Below are 19313 nucleotides of genomic sequence, written 5' to 3' on the forward strand. Positions count from 1 at the left end.
GTCTGCGCGGCCGCACTTGGCGGAAAATGATCGCAGTCATTCATGTGGGGCCCGACATGTACAGCATCGGCGGGACGCAGTCGGTGATCCGAGTCCTCTGCGACAACAAGATTGGCGCGGACGACATCCGTGTTCTGTCGACGTGGAGCGGCCGGAACCACCTGCGGAACCTGCTTCTGATGGCACGCGCGGCGGTTGCGCTGACCACCGTGCGCCGCACGACCATCGTGCATTTCCACATCTCCAATGGGGGAGCCTGGTTGCGCGAAGGACCGATGATCCGCCTGGCCAGCGCTCGGGGCTTGAGGATTGTCGTCACCCTCCACGGCCCCGACTTTCCCGAGTTCGCCAGATCACGTCCCCGCTTCGTGGCGGCCACGTTGAAGCATGCGGACCATGTGATCCTCCTATCGGAGGAGGCACGCAGCGCTGTGGCAGAGGTGGCGCCGGCGGTGTCAACCTCCGTCGTGGCCAACCCGATCGTGATTGATCGAGACGCGCCCCGCGCCAGCTCGACGCCACCGGTGGTGCTTTTTGCTGGCACCATCGGGCGCCGCAAAGGCGTCGACCGGCTTGTCGCGGCCTGGCGGCTGCTTCTCGCCGAGGGCATTGAGGGGCAATGCCGGATAGTCGGACCCGTCGACGACTACGCTCCGCCGCCAACCGAGCGCCTTTCCGTTGAGGCTCCGATCCCCCCGGATGGTGTCCGTGATCTGCTCCGGGCGGTTCGAGTGGTTGCACTCCCGTCATCCGCCGAAGGAATGCCGATGATCCTCACCGAGTCCCTTGCCGGCGCGCGGCCGTTCGTGGCGACCCCAGTGGGCGGCACAGCGCAGATTGCGTCCGACCCCGGCATGCTCGTACCCGTTGGTGATGTGCCCGCATTGGCGGCCGCCATCGGCCGCTACCTGCGCGATCCCGAATTGGCCGAACGTGATGGACTCCGAGGTCAGGCTCACGTTGCGGCGACCCGCAGCCCCGAAGTCATCGGACCGGAGCTCCGCCGGATTTACGAGGGATGTCGCATTGAAACGAGTTGAACTTCAGGGACCGCAGCTGACGGTGAGTGCGGTCGGCTTCGGATGCGGCAGCCTGATGCAGTCGCCGTTCCGCAAGGAGCGGATGGCCGTACTCGCCAGCGCGGTTGACAGCGGGATCACCCACTTCGACACCGCGCGGATGTACGGCTTGGGGATGGCCGAGGCGGAATTGGGGAGGTTCTTGCGCACGGTGGATCGTGACGCTGTGACCATCGCTACCAAGTTCGGCATCGATGTCGGCGGCGCGGCTCGGCGTCTCAGCCGATTTCAGGCTCCGGCGCGGGCGCTACTGCGAAAGGCTCCGGCGCTCCGGCGTGCCGTCAAGCGGCAGCAGGACCCGTCGACGACCGCCCGGCTCTACGATCACGCCATCGCGGCGCGCAGCCTTGACCAGAGTCTCGGGGCACTCGGCGTCGACCACGTTGACATCTTGTTCGTTCATGCCCCGCGCCCCGGGGACACGGTGGCCAGCGACCAACTCCGCGAATTTTTCGAGCGTGCCCGCCAGCAGGGCAAGATTCGCGCGTGGGGCGTGTCCCAAGAGGAGGGGCTCGAAGTAGATTTCGCGCGCGCGTTCGCGCCCGAGGAAGTCAGCCAACTCCGCAGTGACGTGCTCGATCCTTCGCCGCGGCCTGCCGACCTGGCGTTCGGCGTACTGAACGCGCCGCACGCGAGGCTGTCCGGGGCGCTGTCAGCGGACGCGCGATTGGCGAGACGTTGGCGCGACACGCTCCAGATTGACCCGCTGGCGCCAGGCGTGCTCGCGAAGTTGATCCTCGGGTGTTCGCTCTCCGCTACGGGTTGCCGCGCGATCCTGTACAGCACCACCAAACCGCAGCGGGTCGCCGATGCGGCCAGCGCGGTCTGCGCACCACTGGACCCGGAGATCTTGACGCGATTCCTCGCTCTGGTCAAGGAGTTTCGGGTGGGTGCTTCCGCGTGATTCGTGGCCCGGGGGAGTTCGGCGATGGCACGACGATCCAGACCGATGTGGTGATCGTCGGGGCGGGTCCGATCGGCATCGCGACGGCGCTGGAACTCGCGAGATCGGGCGTCGAGGTCGCGCTGATCGAAAGCGGTCGCGAGCATTGGCAGCGCGCGGCGCAGGATTTGGCGACTTTCGATTCGCGGCAGGACGACTACTTCCATTCGCGTAGTGAGCTCACGGTCCGTCGGCAAGTGGGAGGAACGACCGCCCTCTGGGGTGGGCGTTGTGTCAAGTTCGACCCCGTCGATTTCGAGGACCGGCCGATCACCGCCCAGGCGCCCTGGCCGATCGGGTACCGGGATGTCGAGCCGTACCTGCAGAGGGCCTGCGATTGGGCGGCGTGCGGTCAGGCGGCATTCAATGCGCGCGACATCCCCGAGCTTGCGCATCGGGACATGATCGCGGGGCTTCCCGACGGTGTGGTGCGCACGACCGATCTCGAGCGCTGGGCGTTGCCAACGCGTTTCGGCCGCGAATACCGGACCGCGTTGCGCGACACCCCCGGTATTACTGTGTGGACCGGCCTCACGTGCACCGAAATCGTGACGAGCGAAGCCGGCGATTCCGTCGACCACCTCGTGGTCAAGACACTCGACGGCCGCCAGGGGACATTCGTGGCGGTGGACTACGTCATCGCGACCGGTGGTTTGGAGGCAACCCGTCTGCTGCTGGTGTCCGACGGCCATCATCCCGGTGGGCTGGGAAATGCGGGCGGGCACCTCGGACGGTGGTACATGGGTCACGTCGAGGCCCGGGTCGCGTGCGTGCATTTAACGACGGACGAGGTCATCTATTCACATGAGCGGGACAACGACGGGGTGTACGTTCGCCGACGCTTTACCATCGATCCCGAACGACAGCGCGAATCCGGGATGCCGAATTCCGCTGTCTGGCTGGTGAATCCGCCGATCAGCGATCCCGATCATCGAAGTGGGATTCTGTCGGGCGTCTACCTCACCCTGATATCTCCGGTCGGCCGGTTCCTGCTCGCGGAGGCGATTCGGGAGGCGCACACCAAGACCGACGCCACGCCACAGATTCGCGCGCACCTGCGCAATATCGTGCGAGACCTGTTCCCATCGATTTGGTTTGCGGTCGCGTTTTGCTACGCCCGGTTCGTCCGCAGGGGCCGGAAGGCGCCGGGCTTTTTCGTGAAGAGCGCCGACAATCGATATCCTCTGCACTACCACGGCGAGCAGGTTGCCCACTGGGAGAGTCGAGTTGAGCTCACCGACGAACGAGACGCCGTCGGCATGCGCCGGATTCGCACCCGCATGCACTTCTCCGACGCCGACTACCAGAGCGTGCGCAAGGCCATCGTCTTGATCGACGAGCACCTTCGCCGCCACGGTGTCGGATACGTGGAGTGGCTCACCGACGACGTCGAGGGCGCCGTACGCGCCTACATGGCGCAACGGGCCGGTTTCCACCAGTCCGGAACCACTCGGATGTCGAAAACCCCGGAGGGCGGCGTCGTAGACGCACAGCTGCAGGTCCACGGCGTGCGCGGACTCTACGTAGCGGCCACGTCCGTCCTGCCGACATCCAGCCAGGCCAACCCGACCCTGCTCGGGATCGCGCTGGGTGTCCGGCTTGCGGAGCGCCTCGCAGCCGCTCGAAAGGGTTGCGGGCCTTCGGATTCAGGATGACAACACGCGCGCACGGGCCGGGGAATCACGTCGGCGCCCGCCAGAGTTCGTCGATCAGGGACTTCGTCTCCCGGATGTTCGTGCGGCTGGACGCGCCAAAGACGATCGAGTGGATCTGCGGCTGTCTGCAGACGTAGTCGATCGCCTCGCGTGGCCGGATCGCACCTGAGGCGAAGACCGACATCGCGATCACCCGGCACCGGCGTTCGCGGATTGTCTTCTCGTAAAGCTCTATGCCGCCGCACATCCGGAAGCCGATCTTGTTGAAATTAGTGCAGATGATCGGGTTCTCGATCCCTTGCCTGTCCAGCACGTCGAGGAGGCGCGGCAGGTTCATCGTGATGAAGCCCGGCTCGGCGTTGTACTTCAGCCTGACGTGGTCGGCGAACAGTCGGAAGGTCTCGTCCATTCCGAGTCCGAGGAGCAGGTCCGTCACGACGTTCTGAAGGAAGATGACGGGCGTCGAAAGTCCGGCGAACATCTTCATCTCGGCATCGACCAGCAGCTGCATCAACGGCTCCACGTCCTTGCTGGCGAGAGCAACGCCGCCCTTGAACATCGACCTCACGGCCCCGCTGTCCGGCAAAAACTTCCGGAGCGCCTCTATCATCCCGTACTCGGTCACCGCATTCGCATACTTGTGCGCATACGGCATGCATGGGTAAAAGACGTAATCCGGGTATTCAATCTCGTTGGCGCGGAAATGATCACAGATTTCGCCAACACGATCATGGGTCGTGCAGACGAACGTGCGGATGCCTTCCCGATAAGCGTCGTCGAGCGTCGCGAGCACAGCCGGGAGGTGCTGGAAGCGAATCGCCTGCGCGCGCGCCTTTTCCTCGGACATATGGTTGACGCCGAAAAATTGATTGTCTCCGAACAGCACACGGTCCATGGTCACGATGCCTCCGCGGTTGCGAGTCTGCGGATACGAGCCAGGAACTCGCGGCGGCGGGTGCCGCGTGGGGCCTTGCGCTGCGGGGGCGGCGCGGAACCCGTGCCGAGTGCGGCGCCGGTGATCATGTCGACCACGCGATCGACGTCGAGCGCCGAACGAAATGTGTTCTCGCCGTCTAGCCTGTTCTTCGCGACGCTCTCGGCGAAATAGTCGATCTGCGCCGAATACTCCTCGCCGCGAAGGTAATACCAGACCTCGTCGGTGAGGTCGGTGGTGTACCGGACCGTCCACCCGGGTGCGAATTCGGGGAGCGCGGCGTGTGCCTCGCGCAGATAGATCTGGCACTCCTGCCGATCGGCGATCACGCGGCCGTTTGTCCCCCATACCGAGACCTTGGTCGACATCTTGCGGAAGCTCTCGTCGCTCCAGTTCACGCACAGCTGGCCGCTTGCGCCGCCTGCGTAGCGCATCGTGCAGTAGACCTCGTCGTCGACGTCGCGGGAGAAAACGCTATGACGGACGACTCCGTCGACCGAATCGGGAACGCCGGCAATGAAATTCATCAAGTCAATGGCGTGGCACGCGTAGTCGTAAAGGGCGCCACCGCCTTCGGCCTTCACCCCGCGCCACGTGCTGCCTTTTTCGCGCAGGACGACCGGGCCGTATGCCTCCGTGCGCACGTGGTGTGCGCGCCCGAGCGCGCCCGACGCGACGATCCGTGCCGCCTCTTGGAACGCGCCGACAAACCGATAGTGGTAGCCGACCTGAGTGACGAGTTGACTGCTTTCCGCCAAGGCCACCAAGCGCTCGCCATCCCGCACATCGAGGACGAACGGCTTCTCGCAGAACACATGCGCCCCGGACCGCAGTGCCTTCTCGACGATCGGCGCGTGCAGCCTCGACGGGACGGCAACGACCACCGCTTCGGGCTTCGACTCCGCCAGCATCCGATCGAAATCGTCGTAGCACGAGAGGCCGGTGTACTTGCCGAGGACATTGCGCACATAGCCGGCCGAATCGCAGATGCCAACCACGTCGAGGTCTGGGTGCGGACGAAGTATCGCAAGGTGCGACAACCCCATCTTCCCCAGGCCGACTATGGCCGTTCGGATCATCGTCTGCGCCTCTCAGTCATGTTTTGAGTCCCGCATTGCCGATGCACCCGGCTCCGCCGTCGAGCCACGCGATGATTGCTGCTTTGGCGAGCTCAAGCCAACAACGAGGACGCTAGCATCCGGTCGGTCGCCGCCCCCGGCGATCTCGTCGATCGCTTTGGCCGCGACGGGCGTTAATCTTCTCGTCTAGCAGCTCGACGCCGACTTGATGCGGCAGAGCTTGGTCGCGAGCGCCGGAGGTGACGGTAGACATGGGCCGCCTGCTCCTCATCGCGTCGTCCGGCGGGCACATCTACGAGATGTTCTGTCTGCGGGAGTTCTGGCAAGACAAGGACCGGTACTGGGTCAGTTTCGGGACAGCCGATGCTCGCTATCTGCTGCGCGACGAGCATGAGGTGTACTGGGCGGCACATCCCACCGTCCGCAATGTGCCCAACCTGCTTCGCAATCTGGTGTTGGCGCTGCGTCTTCTGACCCGCCACCGGCCCGCGATGATCTTGACCACCGGTTCCGGCGTGGCCGCGCCCTTCCTGTGGCTGGCGTGGTTTCTGCGGATCCCGACCGTCTTCGTCGAATCCATCACCCGCATCACCGGGTTGTCGCTCACCGCGCGGATGGTGAAACCTTTCGCCTCCCGATTCCTGGTGCAGTGGCCCGAATTGGTCGACCAGATTCCCCGCACCGAATATCACGGGAGGGTCGTGTGATCTTCGTGATCATGGGGATGGAGGTGCATCCGTTCGACCGGCTGGCGCGCGCGGTCGACGAGCTGGCGCGCACCGGCGCGGTCGAGGACGATTTTTTCGTGCAGCTCGGCACCTGTAAGTACGAGCCGCGCCACGCCCGGTTCGAGCGCTTCCTCTCCTTCGGAGACCTCTGCGAGCAAATTCGGCGAGCCTGCGTGGCCGTCACGCATGCCGGCGCCGGATCGGCGCTGTCGTGCATCGAGCAGGGCAAGCACCCGGTGCTGGTGCCCCGGCGCTCGTCGCTGGGCGAGCACGTCGACGAGCACCAGCTGCCGTTCGCCGAGAAGCTGGAGGCGGGCGGGCTCGCGACCGTGGCCCGGGAGATGGAGGAGCTGCCCGCGGCCATCGCCGCGGCGCGGTCGATGTCGGCGCCGGCCGAGGCGCTCGGCCGGGCTCGCGAGCTCACCGGGTGGCTAGAGACGTACTGGCAAGGGCTTGGCGGTGGGCGGAGCAACGGTCGGCGCGGCCTTCGTGCACTCGGCCCCCGCCGTCGCTGACGTAACTCAGCGCCGAGGGGCCAACACCTCGGCGATGACGTCCAGGAAGCGCTCCGCGACGATGTCGACTGCGCACCGCTGCTCGTAGTAACGCGCCGCTTCCGCTCCGAGCCGCGCGGCGACGGCGGGGTCGGCCAGCAGGTCGAAGGCGGCGGCGAGCCCGGCAACGTCGTCGACATCGATGGGGGTGCAGCCCGGCGGCTGGTATTCGGGCAGCGCTCCGGCCGTCGACACGATCGGCATGACGCCCAGCTGCATGGAGAGCACCTGCACCCCGCTCTGGGAGGCACGCCGGTAGTGGGAGACCGAACCCTTTGCGGCGGCCAGGGTGGGGATGACATCGGCATAGCGGAAGCTGCCGGTACGCCAGCGCACGTGTTTGGGCAGAGCGGCGGCGTCCAGTGACCCGTTGCCGATCAGGACCAGGTTGTCGCCGCGCCAGCCGCCCCCGACGACGTGGCGCTGCCACGCGGCGAGCACCACGTCGACGTTCTTGTACGGGTTGAGCCGGCCGAACAGGACGAAGTCGCGGCGCGCTTCGGGCCCGACGAACGGGGGGATCCGGGGCAGGTCGACATCGCTGGCGAGCGGCACCACGTGCACGGGCGTGCCGGCGACGTCGCGGTTGTTCGCGACCGCGGTGGCGACAAAATTGCTGTAGGTGATGGTGGCCGCGGAGCGGGCGCCCCAGCGATCGAAAACCGCTGTCTCGTAGGCCGGCCGCTGCTCGTCGGGGTCGTGCGGCCGGTCGTCGTGCACCACCTGGATGCGTGGTACCCGCCCGGCCAGCGCGATCCAGCGCGGATCGCGAACCAGCTCGGCGATGACGACGTCGGGCCGGAAGGCCCGGATTTGCCGCCAGGCCTTCAGGGTTGGCAGCCAGGTCGCGGCGGTCTTGAACCGCGGATCGAGCACCAGTTCGTAGTCACGGGCGGCGTCCGATTCCGGGTGCTGGTCCGAGGTCACCAGCAACACCTCGGCGCCATGGCGAATCAGCGCTTCGGACTGCACGCGTACCGCCGGGCGTGTCCAAGGCGAAAGCCAAAGCACCCGAGTCGAATTCACAGTACCGTCCCGATCGCGTCGATATAGGCGTCGGTCATGGCCTCCACCGTGTAGCGCTTGCGCATGCGCTCGAGGCCGAGCCGCCCCACCGTCGGTAATGCGCCGGGGTCCGCCAGGATTTGGCCCAGGTGTTCTCGCCATCCCGACACCGACACGGGCTCGACGACGAACCCCGCTCTACCGAAATTCAGCATTTCCGGGACGGCGCAGATCGCCGACGCCGCAACGGGTATCCCGCGTGCCATCGCTTCCAGAATCACCAGCGGGAACGCCTCCGAGCGGCTCGGCACGCACAGCAGATCGGCGTCGCTTAGGGCGGGCCCGGGGCCCGCAGACCATCCGCGCCAGTGCACCCGATCGCGCAGCTCGGGGGGCGTACGCGCCTGCAGTCGTTCCCGATCGGGGCCGTCACCGAAAATCGACAGCCGCCAAGGCATATCGGCGAGTCCGCTCAGCGCCTCGACGAGCACGTGCGGGTTCTTGTGCTCGAGGATGCGCGAGAGCATCACCAAGTGCACGGGTTCATCATCGGCCCGGATCCGCCTGCTCGGTTCGCCCGGAGCGACCACGCCGTTGGGTGCGATGAACCGCCGTCCCGACAGCCGATGCTGTGCGATCAGCATGTCCCAATGCCGTTGCGCCAGAACGATAATACCGTCCGCCCGGCGGATCGCCGCGGTCAGCGGCCGTGAGTAGATAGGCCGGTCATCCTCGGGAGGAACGTGCGGCGCGACCAACCAGCGCCGGTCGGGTGAGGCCGCGCGCCACAACGTGGCGAATCCCGTCTCGGTGTTCGTGTCGCCGGAGATCAGCACTGCCGGACCCTTGGGAATATCGACGGCGGGCGCCCACCAAGGCTGGCGCACCACCCGAACGGTCGGCGGAATCTCGGAGATCAACGGGCCGAACCGCTGCACGCAGACGATCGTGACCGAGTAGCCGCGGCGATCCAATTCCGCTGCCAGCAAAGCCTTTTGCCGCTCAGCCCCGCCGTAGACCAGCCGGTTGGTGGTGATCACGATCGACGGCAGTTCGGTGCGACGGTCGACGGGCACCTCACGCCTGGACCGCTGCACGCGCTGCAGCAGTGTGGTTCCGGCCAGATACAGGTCCGCCTGGTGCACGCTCTTGTGGTGTTCGAGCAGCAGCGCCGTGTTGGTGCGCAGCAAGTCCAGATCGCGGCGGCGCTCGACGCCCTTGCGGGGCATCGGGTTACCGCGATCGACGCCGAGTTCGTCGGCCAGCAGCAGCGCCCAGCCCGCCGCACGGGTCCGGGCCTGCCAGTCGGCCGTCTCGCCGTACCTGAAGAATTCCTCGTCGAAGCCGCCGACGGTGTTCCAGGCCGCGCGGTCGATCGCCAGGCAAGTACCGTCCAAATCGCCTTCAAGACTTTGTGATTCGGGAGGCTGGTGGGCGTAGCGGGCGGAGATCGGCGTGCCCCGCCTCGAGTGGGAGTAGCCCGCGTCCGCCGCCAGCGCCCGGGCCAGGGTGGGGCGGCGGGTCACGGTGTCCCACGGCTGCAGGCCGGCCGCCGTGCTGTCCTGCGCCATCGGCGAGACCGCTGCGACGTTCGGCCGAGCGAGCAGCTCTCGGGTGCGCTTCAACGGCCCCAGCAGGCGGGCATCGGCGCGCAACAACAGTAGATCGGCTTCCGGCGGCGCGTGCTCGACCAGCATGTTGAACGCCGCTGCGAAGCCAACATTCGCCGATCCCGACACCCAGTGCACCGACGGGTACCGTGCGGCCAAGTCCTCGCGGTCGGTGGCCCAGACATAGACGGGCAGCTCCGGCAGGTGCTCGGTGACGCTGGCCAGGCACCGCTCGAGCGGCTCGGCGTCGTGCGCCACGATCAGCACCGCAAGCGTCCGTGTCGCCGGCAGCGCCGCTGTGCCGTCAACCGGGCGCTTCAGATATGCCCGGTCCACATCGTGGGTCATGCCGCCGACTGCTTCCCACGCAACGACGCCAATGCCGAGAAGGTGATCGGGCCGAACACCGCGCTGGTGGCCAGGTAGGCGGTCGCGGCGGCCAGCAGGACCAGGACCACCTGGTGACCCGAAAGCAGCAGTGTCACCAGGACGCTCGCGCCCGTCGGGATGAAGAGCCGCAGCACGAACATCACCGGCGTACGGTAACCGCAGTGCCGGTGCAGCCACCAGGTGGAGACCGCCATGTTGAACAGCTCCGTGCACACCAGCGCGACGCCGGGTCCAACGGCGCCGAACCGCCCGGCGAGTGCGAGGTTCAGCGCGACGTTGAGGGCAAGGGTGGCGACGGTCAGCCAGAACAGCACCCGCTGATGGTGGGAGGCGACCAACCCCTGCCCGAGCGTGCCGCCGACGAACCGAAGGGCTGCCGCGATGAACAACAACGCCAGCGTCGGCGTCCCGCGGGCGACGAAGGCCTGGTCGCCGAAGAACGCGATCAACGGCCCGGCCAGCAGGGTGCCGACGACCGCGATCGGGACCGCCGCGAAGTACATCAGCTCGACGCCGCGGCGCAGGAAGCCGGCGAACGCCGCGACGTCTCGCGCATACAGCTCGGTGCCCGTCGACAGCGTCGACTTGAGGAAGATAAGCGACACCACGATGGTGTTGAACGCGATGGTCAGGGCCAGCCCGTAGACGCCCACCTCGGAGTGGGTGCTCAGCAAGGACAGGATCACACCGTCGGCTCTGGTGTAGAGGATCCCGACCACCATGAATCCGATCAGCGGCAGGGTCTCGCGCAGCAGATCGACGGCCTCGCCGCGTGCGAAGACCGGGCGCACCGAGATGTGCCGCGTCGCGGCGATGCCCTGGATCAGCAATTGCACCGCGGGCGGGATGAGTTGGGCTACCGCGAACCAGACGACGTTCGCGTGCTGCGACACCAGGTAGGCGACCATGGCCAACGTGCCGGTCCGGGCCGTGACGTCGGAGATGGCCACCGCCGAAAAGCGAACGGTGGCAAGGAACACCGGCTCGAAGCGTGTCGTGATGGTCTGCAGCAGCAGCCCGCCGGACAGCACCACCAGCATCACGCGCACGTCGCGGTCGTGATAGACGAGCAACCCCGATCCGGCCGCCAGCAGCGCCAGCGGAACGCAATAGACCAGGGCCATACCGCTGTTGACCCGCACGAGGCGTTCGAGATCGCCGCGGCCGGAGGTCACCCGGCGCACGATCACAGTGGCGAAACCGAGATCGGCAAAGCTGGTCCACATCCCCACGAACGCGACCGCCATGGTGAGCAGGCCGTAGCGGCTGGGACCCAGATAGCGGGCGGTCATCGCCACCGACACCACCGAGGCAACCATCCCCAGCGCGCGACAGATCAGCTGGATGGAGAACGCGTGAGCCATCCGCCGGAGCGGCACTGACGGGACGACCGCACCGGGTGCCGTCGGCTCAGTCATGACTCCCTAGTATGCGCCGTGGCTGGTGAGAACGGCCTTCACGGTCTTGGCGATGATCATCAGGTCACCCGCCATCGACCAGTTGTCGACATAGGACAGATCCAACCGGACCGACTGCTCCCAGGACAGATCCGAGCGGCCGCTCACTTGCCACAGCCCGCTGACACCCGGTTTCACCAGCAGTCGGCGCGCGACGTCGCCGTCGTAGTTCTCGACCTCCCGGCGCAGCGGCGGCCGCGGCCCGACGACGCTCATGTCGCCCTTGATCACGTTGATGAACTGGGGCAGCTCGTCGATGCTGAAGCGGCGCAGAAGTCTGCCGACCGGCGTGACCCGGGGGTCGTTGCGGATCTTGAACAACATGCCGCCGGTGCTTTCGTTGTGCGCCAGCAGGTGCTCGATTTGCTTGTCGGCGCCGTCGGTCATGGTGCGGAACTTCAGCATCGTGAACGGGTTTCCGTCGATGCCGATGCGCTCGGACGGGTAGAAGACGGGCCCCCTGCTGGTCAGCTTGACGGCGATCGCCGCGACTATCAGCACCGGCGCGGTCGCGATCAGGGCGGCCAGCGCGAAGCAGAAGTCGAAGGCCTGCTTCTGAAAGCGCTGTGTCCCTTCATATTGCGGCTTCTCGACGTGCAGCAGGGGCAGGCCGGCGGTGAGCTGCAGGGTCAGTCGCGCTTCGGCGACGTCCATCACGCCGGGGGAGACCACCAGGTCGACGTCCTTGGTCTCCAACTGCCACATCAGCTCTCGGATCCCGCGGACACCGAAGTGCTCGGTCCGGGTGACCGCCACGGTGTCCGCACCGCACCGGTCGATCGCGGCCACGGCGTGGCTTTCGTCGCCCAGGATCGGGACCTCGCGGCCATCGACCACCAGGGTGTTGCCGCGCGACGGGCCGTATCCGGGAATGCAGACCCCGACCACGACGCAGCCCGCCCGGGGATTGCGGGCCAGTTCGTGCGCGAGGTGCGTGACCGCCTGCCGGTCGCCGACCGCCAGCACCTTGGTCTGGCACTGGCCGCGCGCCCGCAGGCTGCCGAGGTGTTGGCGCCACAGGCTGCGGCTGGCCAGCAAGCCGAGTGTGCCTGCGGGAAGCGCGATCGCCAGGTAACCACGGGCCAGGTCGACCTTGGCGAGCAGGGTGACCATGGCGATGATGCCGAAGGTCCAGAAGGACGCGCTGCCGATCCGCCGGTACTCGTCGATGCCCGCCCCGATGATGCGCGGAGACCGTGTCTGGAATACCGCCAGCGACGACAGCCACAGCGCCGCGAACAGGATCGAGAACATCGTCATCACCGGGCCCGAGTAGGCCGAGGTGCGGGCCGGGGATTCCCCGAACCGGACGAGTTGGGCGAGCATGACCGATCCCGACACGATCAGCGTGTCGCTGACCCGCAGCCGTCCCGCGTACAGGTTCTGCCAGCGCCGCACGACGGTGGCGCTGGGTACCGCCACCGACTGGGCGGCCAATGCCGAACCAGGAAGTCGACCACCCGGCAACGAGATCATCCCTGCTGGCTTTCGCTTATACGGTGGCTGGTTGGGGCGGAACGCCGTCGCGGACGGCGCCGGAGCCATTGGCATGATCATCGCGCGGCTTCCTTAGTTCGCACATGACGGGTAGGTCACCTGAAGAGCCGGCGCAATGGCGGCACCCCTCAGCATGATGCTGCGCTCACAACCGGCGCGGGCCGGGGCGCATACGCGGGCCAGCTCGCGTCCTCCTCGGAGATGACGGTGACTGGCAGCGGCCATTCGATTCCGAATTCCGCGTCGTTCCAACGCAATCCCTGTTCGTCGGCCACCTCGCGGTGGCTGCTGATCTGGTAGTTGACTTCGGTGTTGGCGGTCAGGGTCTGAAAGCCGTACGCGACGTAGGGCGGTAAGAACAGCGCCCGGTGATTGTCGGCGTTCAGCTCGACCATCATGTGATCGCCGAAAGTCTGTGCCTCGGGCCGAATGTCGACCACGGCGGTGGCAATGGCACCGCGGGTGCAGCGCACCAGCCTGGATTCGGCGTGCGGGGGCAATTGAAAGTGCAGACCCCGCACGGTGCCCCGGGTGTAGTTGAAGAGCACGTCGGTCTGGACGACCTTGAAAGTCAGGCCGTAGCGATTGAATTCGTCGGCGCAGAACGAACGTGACGAGAAGCCGCGGTGGTCCCGTTGCGGTTCGAGGTCGACGATCGTCACGCCGGCAACCTTCGTTGGCGTGTACTTCACGTAGCGCTCCTTCCGTATGGGGCGTTCATAGGAGGGCTTCTTACTTATCCGGCGGCGAACGGGCGGGCCATCGCGGTGGGGATGAGCCCGTAGCGAGGCACCGGGGGTGTGCGCGGTGCGGTGCCACGCGCCATCGGCAGTCCGCCCAGCATGTTCGGCATCGAGCTGCCGTTGAGGGCGATGTTGGGCAGCGCCGCGGCTGCCATCGGGGTCGGCGGGATCACGCTGGTCCAGGCCGTGGGCACCGACATCGGGCCCAGGTGGGCCGCCGTGCCGAGGCTGCCGATTACGCCCGATCCGATGTTCGGCAACGAGGAGGCCGCACTTGCCGCACCCGACGCGGCTCCTTGCGCGGCGGCGGCGGCGCTTTCGGCCGCGGTGCGCGCCATACCCTGCGCGGTCTGGGCCATCGACAGCACGGAGGACATTCCGTACAGCGGGGTGGCGCCCGCGTTGAGGTAGTTGGGCAGCCAGTTGGGCACCTGGGACGCGAGGTTGGTCAGCGTGTCCGAAACGGCGGTGCTGGTACCCGTCGAAACGGTGCCGGTGGCGGGCGTGGTGAGCGACTGCATCGTGGAGGGCACCTGGGCGACCAGGTTCGCCAGGTCTGCGTGCTGCAATCCGGTGGCGGCCGTGGCCTGGCCGACCGCATTACTCTGGGCGACCAACCCGGCGTCATCGGTGACCTTGGGCGGAAGGTTGAACTGGCTGACGTCGCAGACGGCCACCGAGTTTCCGGCGTATTGGTACATCGCGGCGGCGTCCTGCGCCCACATCTCGCCGTATTCGGCTTCGTTGGCCGCGATCGCTGCCGAGTTCTGGCCGAAGAAGTTGGTGGACATCAGCGTCGCGAGCTGAACCCGGTTGGCCGTCACCACCGGTGGCGGAACGGTCATCGCGAAGGCGGCTTCATAGATCTCGACGGCGAGAGCGGCATGGCTAGCGGCCTCTTCGGCCCGCGCGGCCGCACCCGACATCCACGCCACATAGGGGCCGAAGGCGGACGCCATGGTCAGCGACGTGGGACCCAGCCACCGTCCGGTGGTCAATCCCGAGATCAGCGAGCGGTAAGAACTTGCGGCCGAGTGCAGCTCGGTGGCCAGGTTGGTCCAGGCGACCGCGGCCATGGTCATCGAGGCCGGCCCGGGGCCGGCGTACATCCGTGCGGAGTTGATCTCCGGGGGCAAAGCGCCAAAGTCCATCGTGAATCCCTCGTGTCAGCGGGCCGCGCGGGCCGCTACGGCCGGGGCGACCAGCTCAGTGGTGACGACCAACATGTGCTTCCCATCCCCGAGAGGTTCCTGCCAACAAACTGACGAGTTGATAATAACCTAGAAAACATACTAATGGTCAAGGAAGTGGGGAGTGATGCTGACTACAAGTATCGAGCCTGGTATGAACGCGACCGTTAATTCGGGGCCCGTGCTGCTAACCTCGTAGTCAGTTCAAATGTCGTCCCGGGAATCGCGGTGCGTGTTTGCGCAAACCGCTCAAGAGCCGAGGTGTGTGCCCTGCTCGAGGAAGGCATCATCGACGTGAAGGCGATCAACCCAGGTCAGGGCCCCGCTTGCCCAGTGGGGTCCGGTGTTGGCGCCGGGTTGCTCCCGCCGACCAGCGTTGATCGGCTATCTACCGATGCCGGAGAGTCGAGTTGTCCGTTTCGATGACGAGCCACTCAACCGACGGGCGGGCCGATGCGACCCGCCGACACATCCTGCGCGCCGCATCGCACCAGTTCGCACGGCGGGCCTACCACGAGGTGGGCCTCGACGACATCCTCGCCGAGGCGGAACTGACCAAGGGCGCGATGTACTTCCACTTCCGGTCGAAGCACGCCCTGGCGGTCGCGATCATCGACACGCAGACCGAAGCCGGCACCGTGGCCGTCCAGGACCTGGTCACGCGGGGACTTTCCGGCCTGGAGACCCTGATCGACTTCTCGTACCTGATCGCCATCCAGGACATCAAGACCGATCGCGTCAGGGCGGGACTGAACCTGATCGAGTCGGTCGGGCGTTCGGAAGGCCTGCAGGAGAGGCTGCTGGAGCAGTGGGTCAAGGCGCTGGCCGACGTCGTTGCGCAGGCGATCGCCGAGGGTGACGTCGACGAACGGTGTGAACCGCTGGACGTCGGACGCATGATGGTGTCCCTGCACATGGGGCTGCGCAAGACCAGCAATCTGGACGATCCGGAACGGTTCCTGCTGGACCTCGAGAAGTGCTGGGGCCTGCTGCTGGCCGGGATCCTGCAACCCGACCGGGGCGACTACTTCCGGCAATTCCTGAGGCGACGTGCCGCGCTGGCGATCAACAGCAGTTCAACCCCCGCCGATTCCTCGTAACCAGGCCTGACGTCCCGGCCGGACTTGCGACTGCTGTTAATCTTGATTCTGTTGCAGCGCAATGTGAGACGAGATCACCCAATCTGCGCACCCGATGAAACTCCGGAGGAACAGGGGTAATGGCGCGCCAGGTTCGGTCCGAGGTCACCAGGCGAAAGATCCTCAACGCCGCCATCGACGTGTTCGGCGAGGTCGGGTATCCGGCCGCGGGCTGGGGCACCATCATCGAGCGCACCGGGATGACCAAAGGCGCCCTCTACCACCACTTCGACTCGAAAGAGTCCCTGGCGTCGGCCATCATCGAGGAGGGCGCCGAGACGCTGCTCAACGCGTTCCGCAACGTGTGCGGGAAGGCGTCGCCGGGGCTGGAAAACCTGCTGCACGGCACGTTCACCACCGTCGGGATGCTGGGCTCGGACGAGACCGCCCGCGCCGCCGAGCAGCTGACCTGCACATTGCGCGGTTTCAACGAAGCGGCGGGACGCTTCTGCGCGGCGATGGTCGAGCAGCTGGCCGGCGAGGCCCGGCGGGCGATCGCGGAGGGTGACCTGCGGCAGGATCTCAATCCCGAATGGGTCAGCGAGGCGATCTTCGGCGCCATGTTCGGGACGCGGGTGCTGGCCGATGCGATAGCCGGACTCGGTACGGATACCGGCGCCACCGGTGACCTCGAGCGCTTGGCCCGGGTGTGGGAACTGCTGCTCCCCGGCATCGTCTCGGAAGCGTCGCTGCCGTACTTCCGCCAGTTCCTTTCGCGCGAGGCCATGCGTCATTCCCGGCCTGTGGCGACGCGCCCCGATACCGCCGCCGTCTCGGAAATCGGGTGAACCCGGGCAAATGCCCGGCGCGGACGACGGTCCGCCACGTCAAGTGCGTGCCGTTTCGACAACGTACCGAAAGAATGCATACTGTTCCGGTGGTGTACCGGAAGTATGTAGCCAGACTTGCAGCTCTGGCCGGTGTGATTGGTTTCCTGGTCTTGAGCGCCCCACCGTCGGGCGCCGCACCCTCGGATGCGGGTACGACGACGGAATCGCTGACGCTGTCGCTTGCCGACCTCGGGTCGGCCCCCAGCCTGGAGTTCTGGGGCCTGACCAGCACGCAGGTACTGACCGTGCCGGTGCTGCGCGGCCTGACGCCGAGCGCACTGAACGCCACCGTCGAACTGCCGATCAATCTGCGCGCGGGGACGCTGACCGTGAGCCAGGACCAGCGCACCCTCGCGAGGCTGAACCTGCCGGGTGCGGACCAGGCGCCGCTCGTCATCCCGCTGGCGGGTGCGGAAGTGGTCGACAACTGGCTCACGTTGACGTTGCGCACCTACCTGGTGCCGCTGGATGGATATTGCTTGTACCAGGACAGCCCGCTGCGCCTGTCCAGCCCGACGATCACCTACACCGGCGTCGAGCAGCTGCCCACGACGGTGGCGCACTTCTTGCCGCCGGTGTTGAAGAAGCTGAGCATCTACCTGCCGCAATCGCCGTCGACGTCCGAGTCCGACACCGCGATTCAACTGGCCGCCTCGGCCGCCTCGCGCTATGGCCGGCAGAACCCCGAGATCGTCGTCGTCCCGTTGCCCGAGGGACAGGTGGCGCCGCCGGCACCGCCGCAATCCCTGGAACGCCAGATCGTCGTCAAAGAGGGATCTGACAACGGGCTGGCCCTGCAAGGCTCCGGGGCCGCGACCTGGCTGCTGATGTCCGGACCGCTCGGGGAAGCCGACGAATCCGACACCGCCGTGCTGTTCAACGACCTCTCCCAGCTGGCGGTTTCGTCCAAGGCCGTGGTCGATCAACTGAAGCCCAATCCGCAACTGCCCGGCGACAATACGACGATCCGCGACCTCGGGCAGCCCGTCGCCAATTCGACCCAGCTGCAACCTCGGGTGTCCATCGGATTGGACCAGACCCGGTTCGGCAGATCCATCCGCGGCGTGCGCGTGCATCTGCAGGGCTCCTACACCCCGACCCCGTCCAACATCGGCGGTCAGGTGACCGTCAACGTCGGCCCGGAAGTCATCGATCACTTCCCGACCGACGGTCACGGCACCATCGACCGCTGGGTGGACGTGCCCGATCGGTTGCTGCAGCGATACACCAACCTTGATGTGGTGCTCGATGTGGCGGGCAATGTCGGACACTGCGGAGACTTCTACACCGCCGGGCCCGGCAACCAGCTGCTGACGCTGAACATCAACGGCGACACCACAATTGAGAGCAAGCCCGCGGCTCCGCCGGTGCCCGACGGCTTCCAGTCGCTGCCGCAAGCGCTGATGCCCCGGATCCAGGTGGGCATCGAGGCGCACTCGCTGCCGGACACCATCCGCGCCGTCAACCTGGCGGTGGGACTGCAGCGCATCAGCTCGATACCGATCTACACCCACGTGACGAGCGTGCAGCAGGCCATCGATTCGTCGAATCCCGCGATCCTGATTTCGGCCGACGGGTGGAACCACTCCAATGTGGTGCTGCCGGTGTCGGCGGGGCCCAGCGGGCCGATCACCGTCAACGCCTACACGGCCGACGGCAAGCCGACGACGCTCTCGCTGGATCCAACGATGAAATTCGGTTCTCTCCAAACGGTTTTCAACCGTGGCCGGTCACTGCTGGTCGCGACGTCCAACGGCACTTCTGCTCAGGTCGACGAGCTGATCAGGTGGGTTGGCAGCGACAGCAAGCACTGGCAGCGGCTCAAGGGTGTCGCGGTGGTGGCCGTGGCCGGACAAGAGCCGGTGACCATCGAACACTCACCGACGGCCGGTCTGGTCGCCGCCGCGCCCGAGGAACACTCGGACCTGGGGTGGCTCTGGTGGGTGGGCGGCGCCTGGCTCGCGGTGACCGTCATCGGTGCCGGAGTGGTCGTGCTGCGGGCCAGGCGCTGATCACCGGGCTTAACGGGACGCTAGCGCTCGTCGTCCCACAACTGCTCGGTCAAATCCTGGAAGGTCGCCAGGGCGAATCGGTCGTCGGCCCGCATACCCACCGACTTGCTCATCAGCGCGCGCACGACCGAGCCGTCTTTGTGGGCCAATTCGACGACCATGTTCGCCAGGGCATGAACGAGCGACAGTAGCGAGGATTCCGAGTCGGGTGCTTGGTGGAAAACTGCTTCGAAGCGAAGCGCCAACACCTCTTCCGGCTCGTAGCCCACCATTTCCGCAAATGCGGTGTTGGTGAACAAGATCGCGCCGTCGTCGCCGACCGCCAGCACCGGGACCGGAATTCGTTCCAAAACCACCAAGGCGGGCAACTGCTTCAGGGTAGTCATCGGCGATTGATTGTTCTGGTGCCGATTCTGTCGTCGCTCCACAGGCCGATTATGGTCTATGCCAGAGGTCATGTTGCACATA

General features: G+C 66.4%; 17 protein-coding genes. 8 read left to right on the forward strand and 9 right to left on the reverse strand.

All coding sequences use genetic code 11. The features are described from left to right. Positions 1–26: 26 nt before the first annotated feature. Genes G6N55_RS22975 through G6N55_RS22985 form a run of 3 tightly spaced genes read left to right on the forward strand, consistent with a single transcriptional unit; the run spans position 27 to position 3677 of the window. Positions 27–1040: a glycosyltransferase family 4 protein gene (locus G6N55_RS22975; protein ID WP_085219762.1), complete on the forward strand. Its 1014-nt coding sequence runs from the start codon at positions 27–29 to the stop codon at positions 1038–1040. Between the two features lie 16 nt (positions 1041–1056). Beyond that, positions 1057–1983: an aldo/keto reductase gene (locus G6N55_RS22980; RefSeq protein WP_085219893.1), complete on the forward strand. Its 927-nt coding sequence runs from the start codon at positions 1057–1059 to the stop codon at positions 1981–1983. Continuing rightward, complete coding sequence (locus G6N55_RS22985; protein WP_085219761.1) at positions 1980–3677, forward strand: FAD-dependent oxidoreductase; 1698 nt, start codon at positions 1980–1982, stop codon at positions 3675–3677. The genes G6N55_RS22980 and G6N55_RS22985 overlap by 4 nt, the downstream gene beginning before the upstream one ends. Positions 3678–3702: 25 nt before the next feature. On the opposite strand, the gene G6N55_RS22990 is transcribed toward G6N55_RS22985, so the two are convergent. Together G6N55_RS22990 and G6N55_RS22995 are read right to left on the reverse strand one after the other, a co-directional pair. After that, on the reverse strand, positions 3703–4578 hold the full coding sequence (locus G6N55_RS22990; protein WP_085219760.1) for a hypothetical protein: 876 nt from the start codon (positions 4576–4578) through the stop codon (positions 3703–3705). After that, positions 4575–5690, reverse strand: a complete 1116-nt coding sequence (locus tag G6N55_RS22995) for a Gfo/Idh/MocA family protein (protein ID WP_085219759.1) — start codon at positions 5688–5690, stop codon at positions 4575–4577. The genes G6N55_RS22990 and G6N55_RS22995 overlap by 4 nt, the downstream gene beginning before the upstream one ends. A gap of 251 nt (positions 5691–5941) precedes the next feature. Between G6N55_RS22995 and G6N55_RS23000 the strand changes: the two genes are divergently transcribed. Together G6N55_RS23000 and G6N55_RS23005 are read left to right on the forward strand one after the other, a co-directional pair. Continuing rightward, positions 5942–6397, forward strand: coding sequence for a glycosyltransferase family protein (locus G6N55_RS23000; protein WP_085219758.1), 456 nt, complete (start codon positions 5942–5944; stop codon positions 6395–6397). Then, positions 6394–6933, forward strand: a complete 540-nt coding sequence (locus G6N55_RS23005; protein ID WP_085219757.1) for a glycosyltransferase — start codon at positions 6394–6396, stop codon at positions 6931–6933. The genes G6N55_RS23000 and G6N55_RS23005 overlap by 4 nt, the downstream gene beginning before the upstream one ends. 6 nt (positions 6934–6939) lie before the next feature. Here G6N55_RS23005 and G6N55_RS23010 read toward each other — a convergent pair whose 3' ends face one another. From G6N55_RS23010 to G6N55_RS23035, 6 genes are all read right to left on the reverse strand, one after another. Further along, the gene (locus G6N55_RS23010) at positions 6940–7983 is read right to left on the reverse strand and encodes a glycosyltransferase family 4 protein (RefSeq protein WP_085219892.1); all 1044 of its coding nucleotides are present in this window, start codon (positions 7981–7983) and stop codon (positions 6940–6942) included. Positions 7984–7994: 11 nt separating this feature from the next. After that, a complete protein-coding gene (locus G6N55_RS23015) occupies positions 7995–9935 on the reverse strand; it encodes a glycosyltransferase (RefSeq protein WP_085219756.1) in 1941 nt (646 codons plus the stop codon). Further along, positions 9932–11395 carry a flippase gene (locus G6N55_RS23020; protein ID WP_085219755.1) on the reverse strand — a complete coding sequence of 488 codons (1464 nt, stop codon included), beginning with the start codon at positions 11393–11395 and terminating at the stop codon, positions 9932–9934. The genes G6N55_RS23015 and G6N55_RS23020 overlap by 4 nt, the downstream gene beginning before the upstream one ends. 6 nt (positions 11396–11401) lie before the next feature. Then, on the reverse strand, positions 11402–12910 hold the full coding sequence (locus tag G6N55_RS23025) for a sugar transferase (protein WP_085219754.1): 1509 nt from the start codon (positions 12908–12910) through the stop codon (positions 11402–11404). Between the two features lie 149 nt (positions 12911–13059). Continuing rightward, entirely contained in the window at positions 13060–13623 is a 564-nt protein-coding gene (locus tag G6N55_RS23030) for a dTDP-4-dehydrorhamnose 3,5-epimerase family protein (protein ID WP_085219753.1), read from the reverse strand. Positions 13624–13667: 44 nt separating this feature from the next. Further along, complete coding sequence (locus G6N55_RS23035; RefSeq protein ID WP_085219752.1) at positions 13668–14825, reverse strand: PPE family protein; 1158 nt, start codon at positions 14823–14825, stop codon at positions 13668–13670. A gap of 461 nt (positions 14826–15286) precedes the next feature. On the opposite strand from G6N55_RS23035, the gene G6N55_RS23040 reads away from it, so the two are divergent. The 3 genes from G6N55_RS23040 to G6N55_RS23050 all read left to right on the forward strand — a co-directional run bounded on the left by G6N55_RS23040 (position 15287) and on the right by G6N55_RS23050 (position 18845). Further along, positions 15287–15964 (forward strand): TetR/AcrR family transcriptional regulator, encoded by a 678-nt coding sequence (locus G6N55_RS23040; RefSeq protein ID WP_085219751.1) that lies wholly within the window; start codon positions 15287–15289, stop codon positions 15962–15964. 119 nt (positions 15965–16083) lie between these two features. Continuing rightward, positions 16084–16791, forward strand: coding sequence for a TetR/AcrR family transcriptional regulator (locus G6N55_RS23045; RefSeq protein WP_085219750.1), 708 nt, complete (start codon positions 16084–16086; stop codon positions 16789–16791). Between the two features lie 74 nt (positions 16792–16865). Beyond that, positions 16866–18845, forward strand: a complete 1980-nt coding sequence (locus G6N55_RS23050; protein ID WP_085219749.1) for a hypothetical protein — start codon at positions 16866–16868, stop codon at positions 18843–18845. A 20-nt stretch (positions 18846–18865) separates the two neighbouring features. Here G6N55_RS23050 and G6N55_RS23055 read toward each other — a convergent pair whose 3' ends face one another. Then, positions 18866–19231 (reverse strand): PAS domain S-box protein, encoded by a 366-nt coding sequence (locus tag G6N55_RS23055; RefSeq protein WP_085219891.1) that lies wholly within the window; start codon positions 19229–19231, stop codon positions 18866–18868. Between the last annotated feature and the right edge of the window lie 82 nt (positions 19232–19313).

The organism is Mycobacterium florentinum, assembly GCF_010730355.1.
GTDB lineage: Bacteria > Actinomycetota > Actinomycetes > Mycobacteriales > Mycobacteriaceae > Mycobacterium > Mycobacterium florentinum.

Coding starts and splice junctions, on each gene's coding strand:
- G6N55_RS23045 (WP_085219750.1), top strand. CDS start 16,084: ATGGCGCGCCAGGTTCGGTCCGAGGTCACCAGGCGAAAGATCCTCAAC.
- G6N55_RS23025 (WP_085219754.1), bottom strand. CDS start 12,910: ATGATCTCGTTGCCGGGTGGTCGACTTCCTGGTTCGGCATTGGCCGCC.
- G6N55_RS23055 (WP_085219891.1), bottom strand. CDS start 19,231: ATGACTACCCTGAAGCAGTTGCCCGCCTTGGTGGTTTTGGAACGAATT.
- G6N55_RS23000 (WP_085219758.1), top strand. CDS start 5,942: ATGGGCCGCCTGCTCCTCATCGCGTCGTCCGGCGGGCACATCTACGAG.
- G6N55_RS22995 (WP_085219759.1), bottom strand. CDS start 5,690: ATGATCCGAACGGCCATAGTCGGCCTGGGGAAGATGGGGTTGTCGCAC.
- G6N55_RS23050 (WP_085219749.1), top strand. CDS start 16,866: ATGCATACTGTTCCGGTGGTGTACCGGAAGTATGTAGCCAGACTTGCA.
- G6N55_RS23035 (WP_085219752.1), bottom strand. CDS start 14,825: ATGGACTTTGGCGCTTTGCCCCCGGAGATCAACTCCGCACGGATGTAC.
- G6N55_RS23015 (WP_085219756.1), bottom strand. CDS start 9,935: ATGACCCACGATGTGGACCGGGCATATCTGAAGCGCCCGGTTGACGGC.
- G6N55_RS22975 (WP_085219762.1), top strand. CDS start 27: ATGATCGCAGTCATTCATGTGGGGCCCGACATGTACAGCATCGGCGGG.
- G6N55_RS23020 (WP_085219755.1), bottom strand. CDS start 11,395: ATGACTGAGCCGACGGCACCCGGTGCGGTCGTCCCGTCAGTGCCGCTC.
- G6N55_RS23040 (WP_085219751.1), top strand. CDS start 15,287: ATGACGAGCCACTCAACCGACGGGCGGGCCGATGCGACCCGCCGACAC.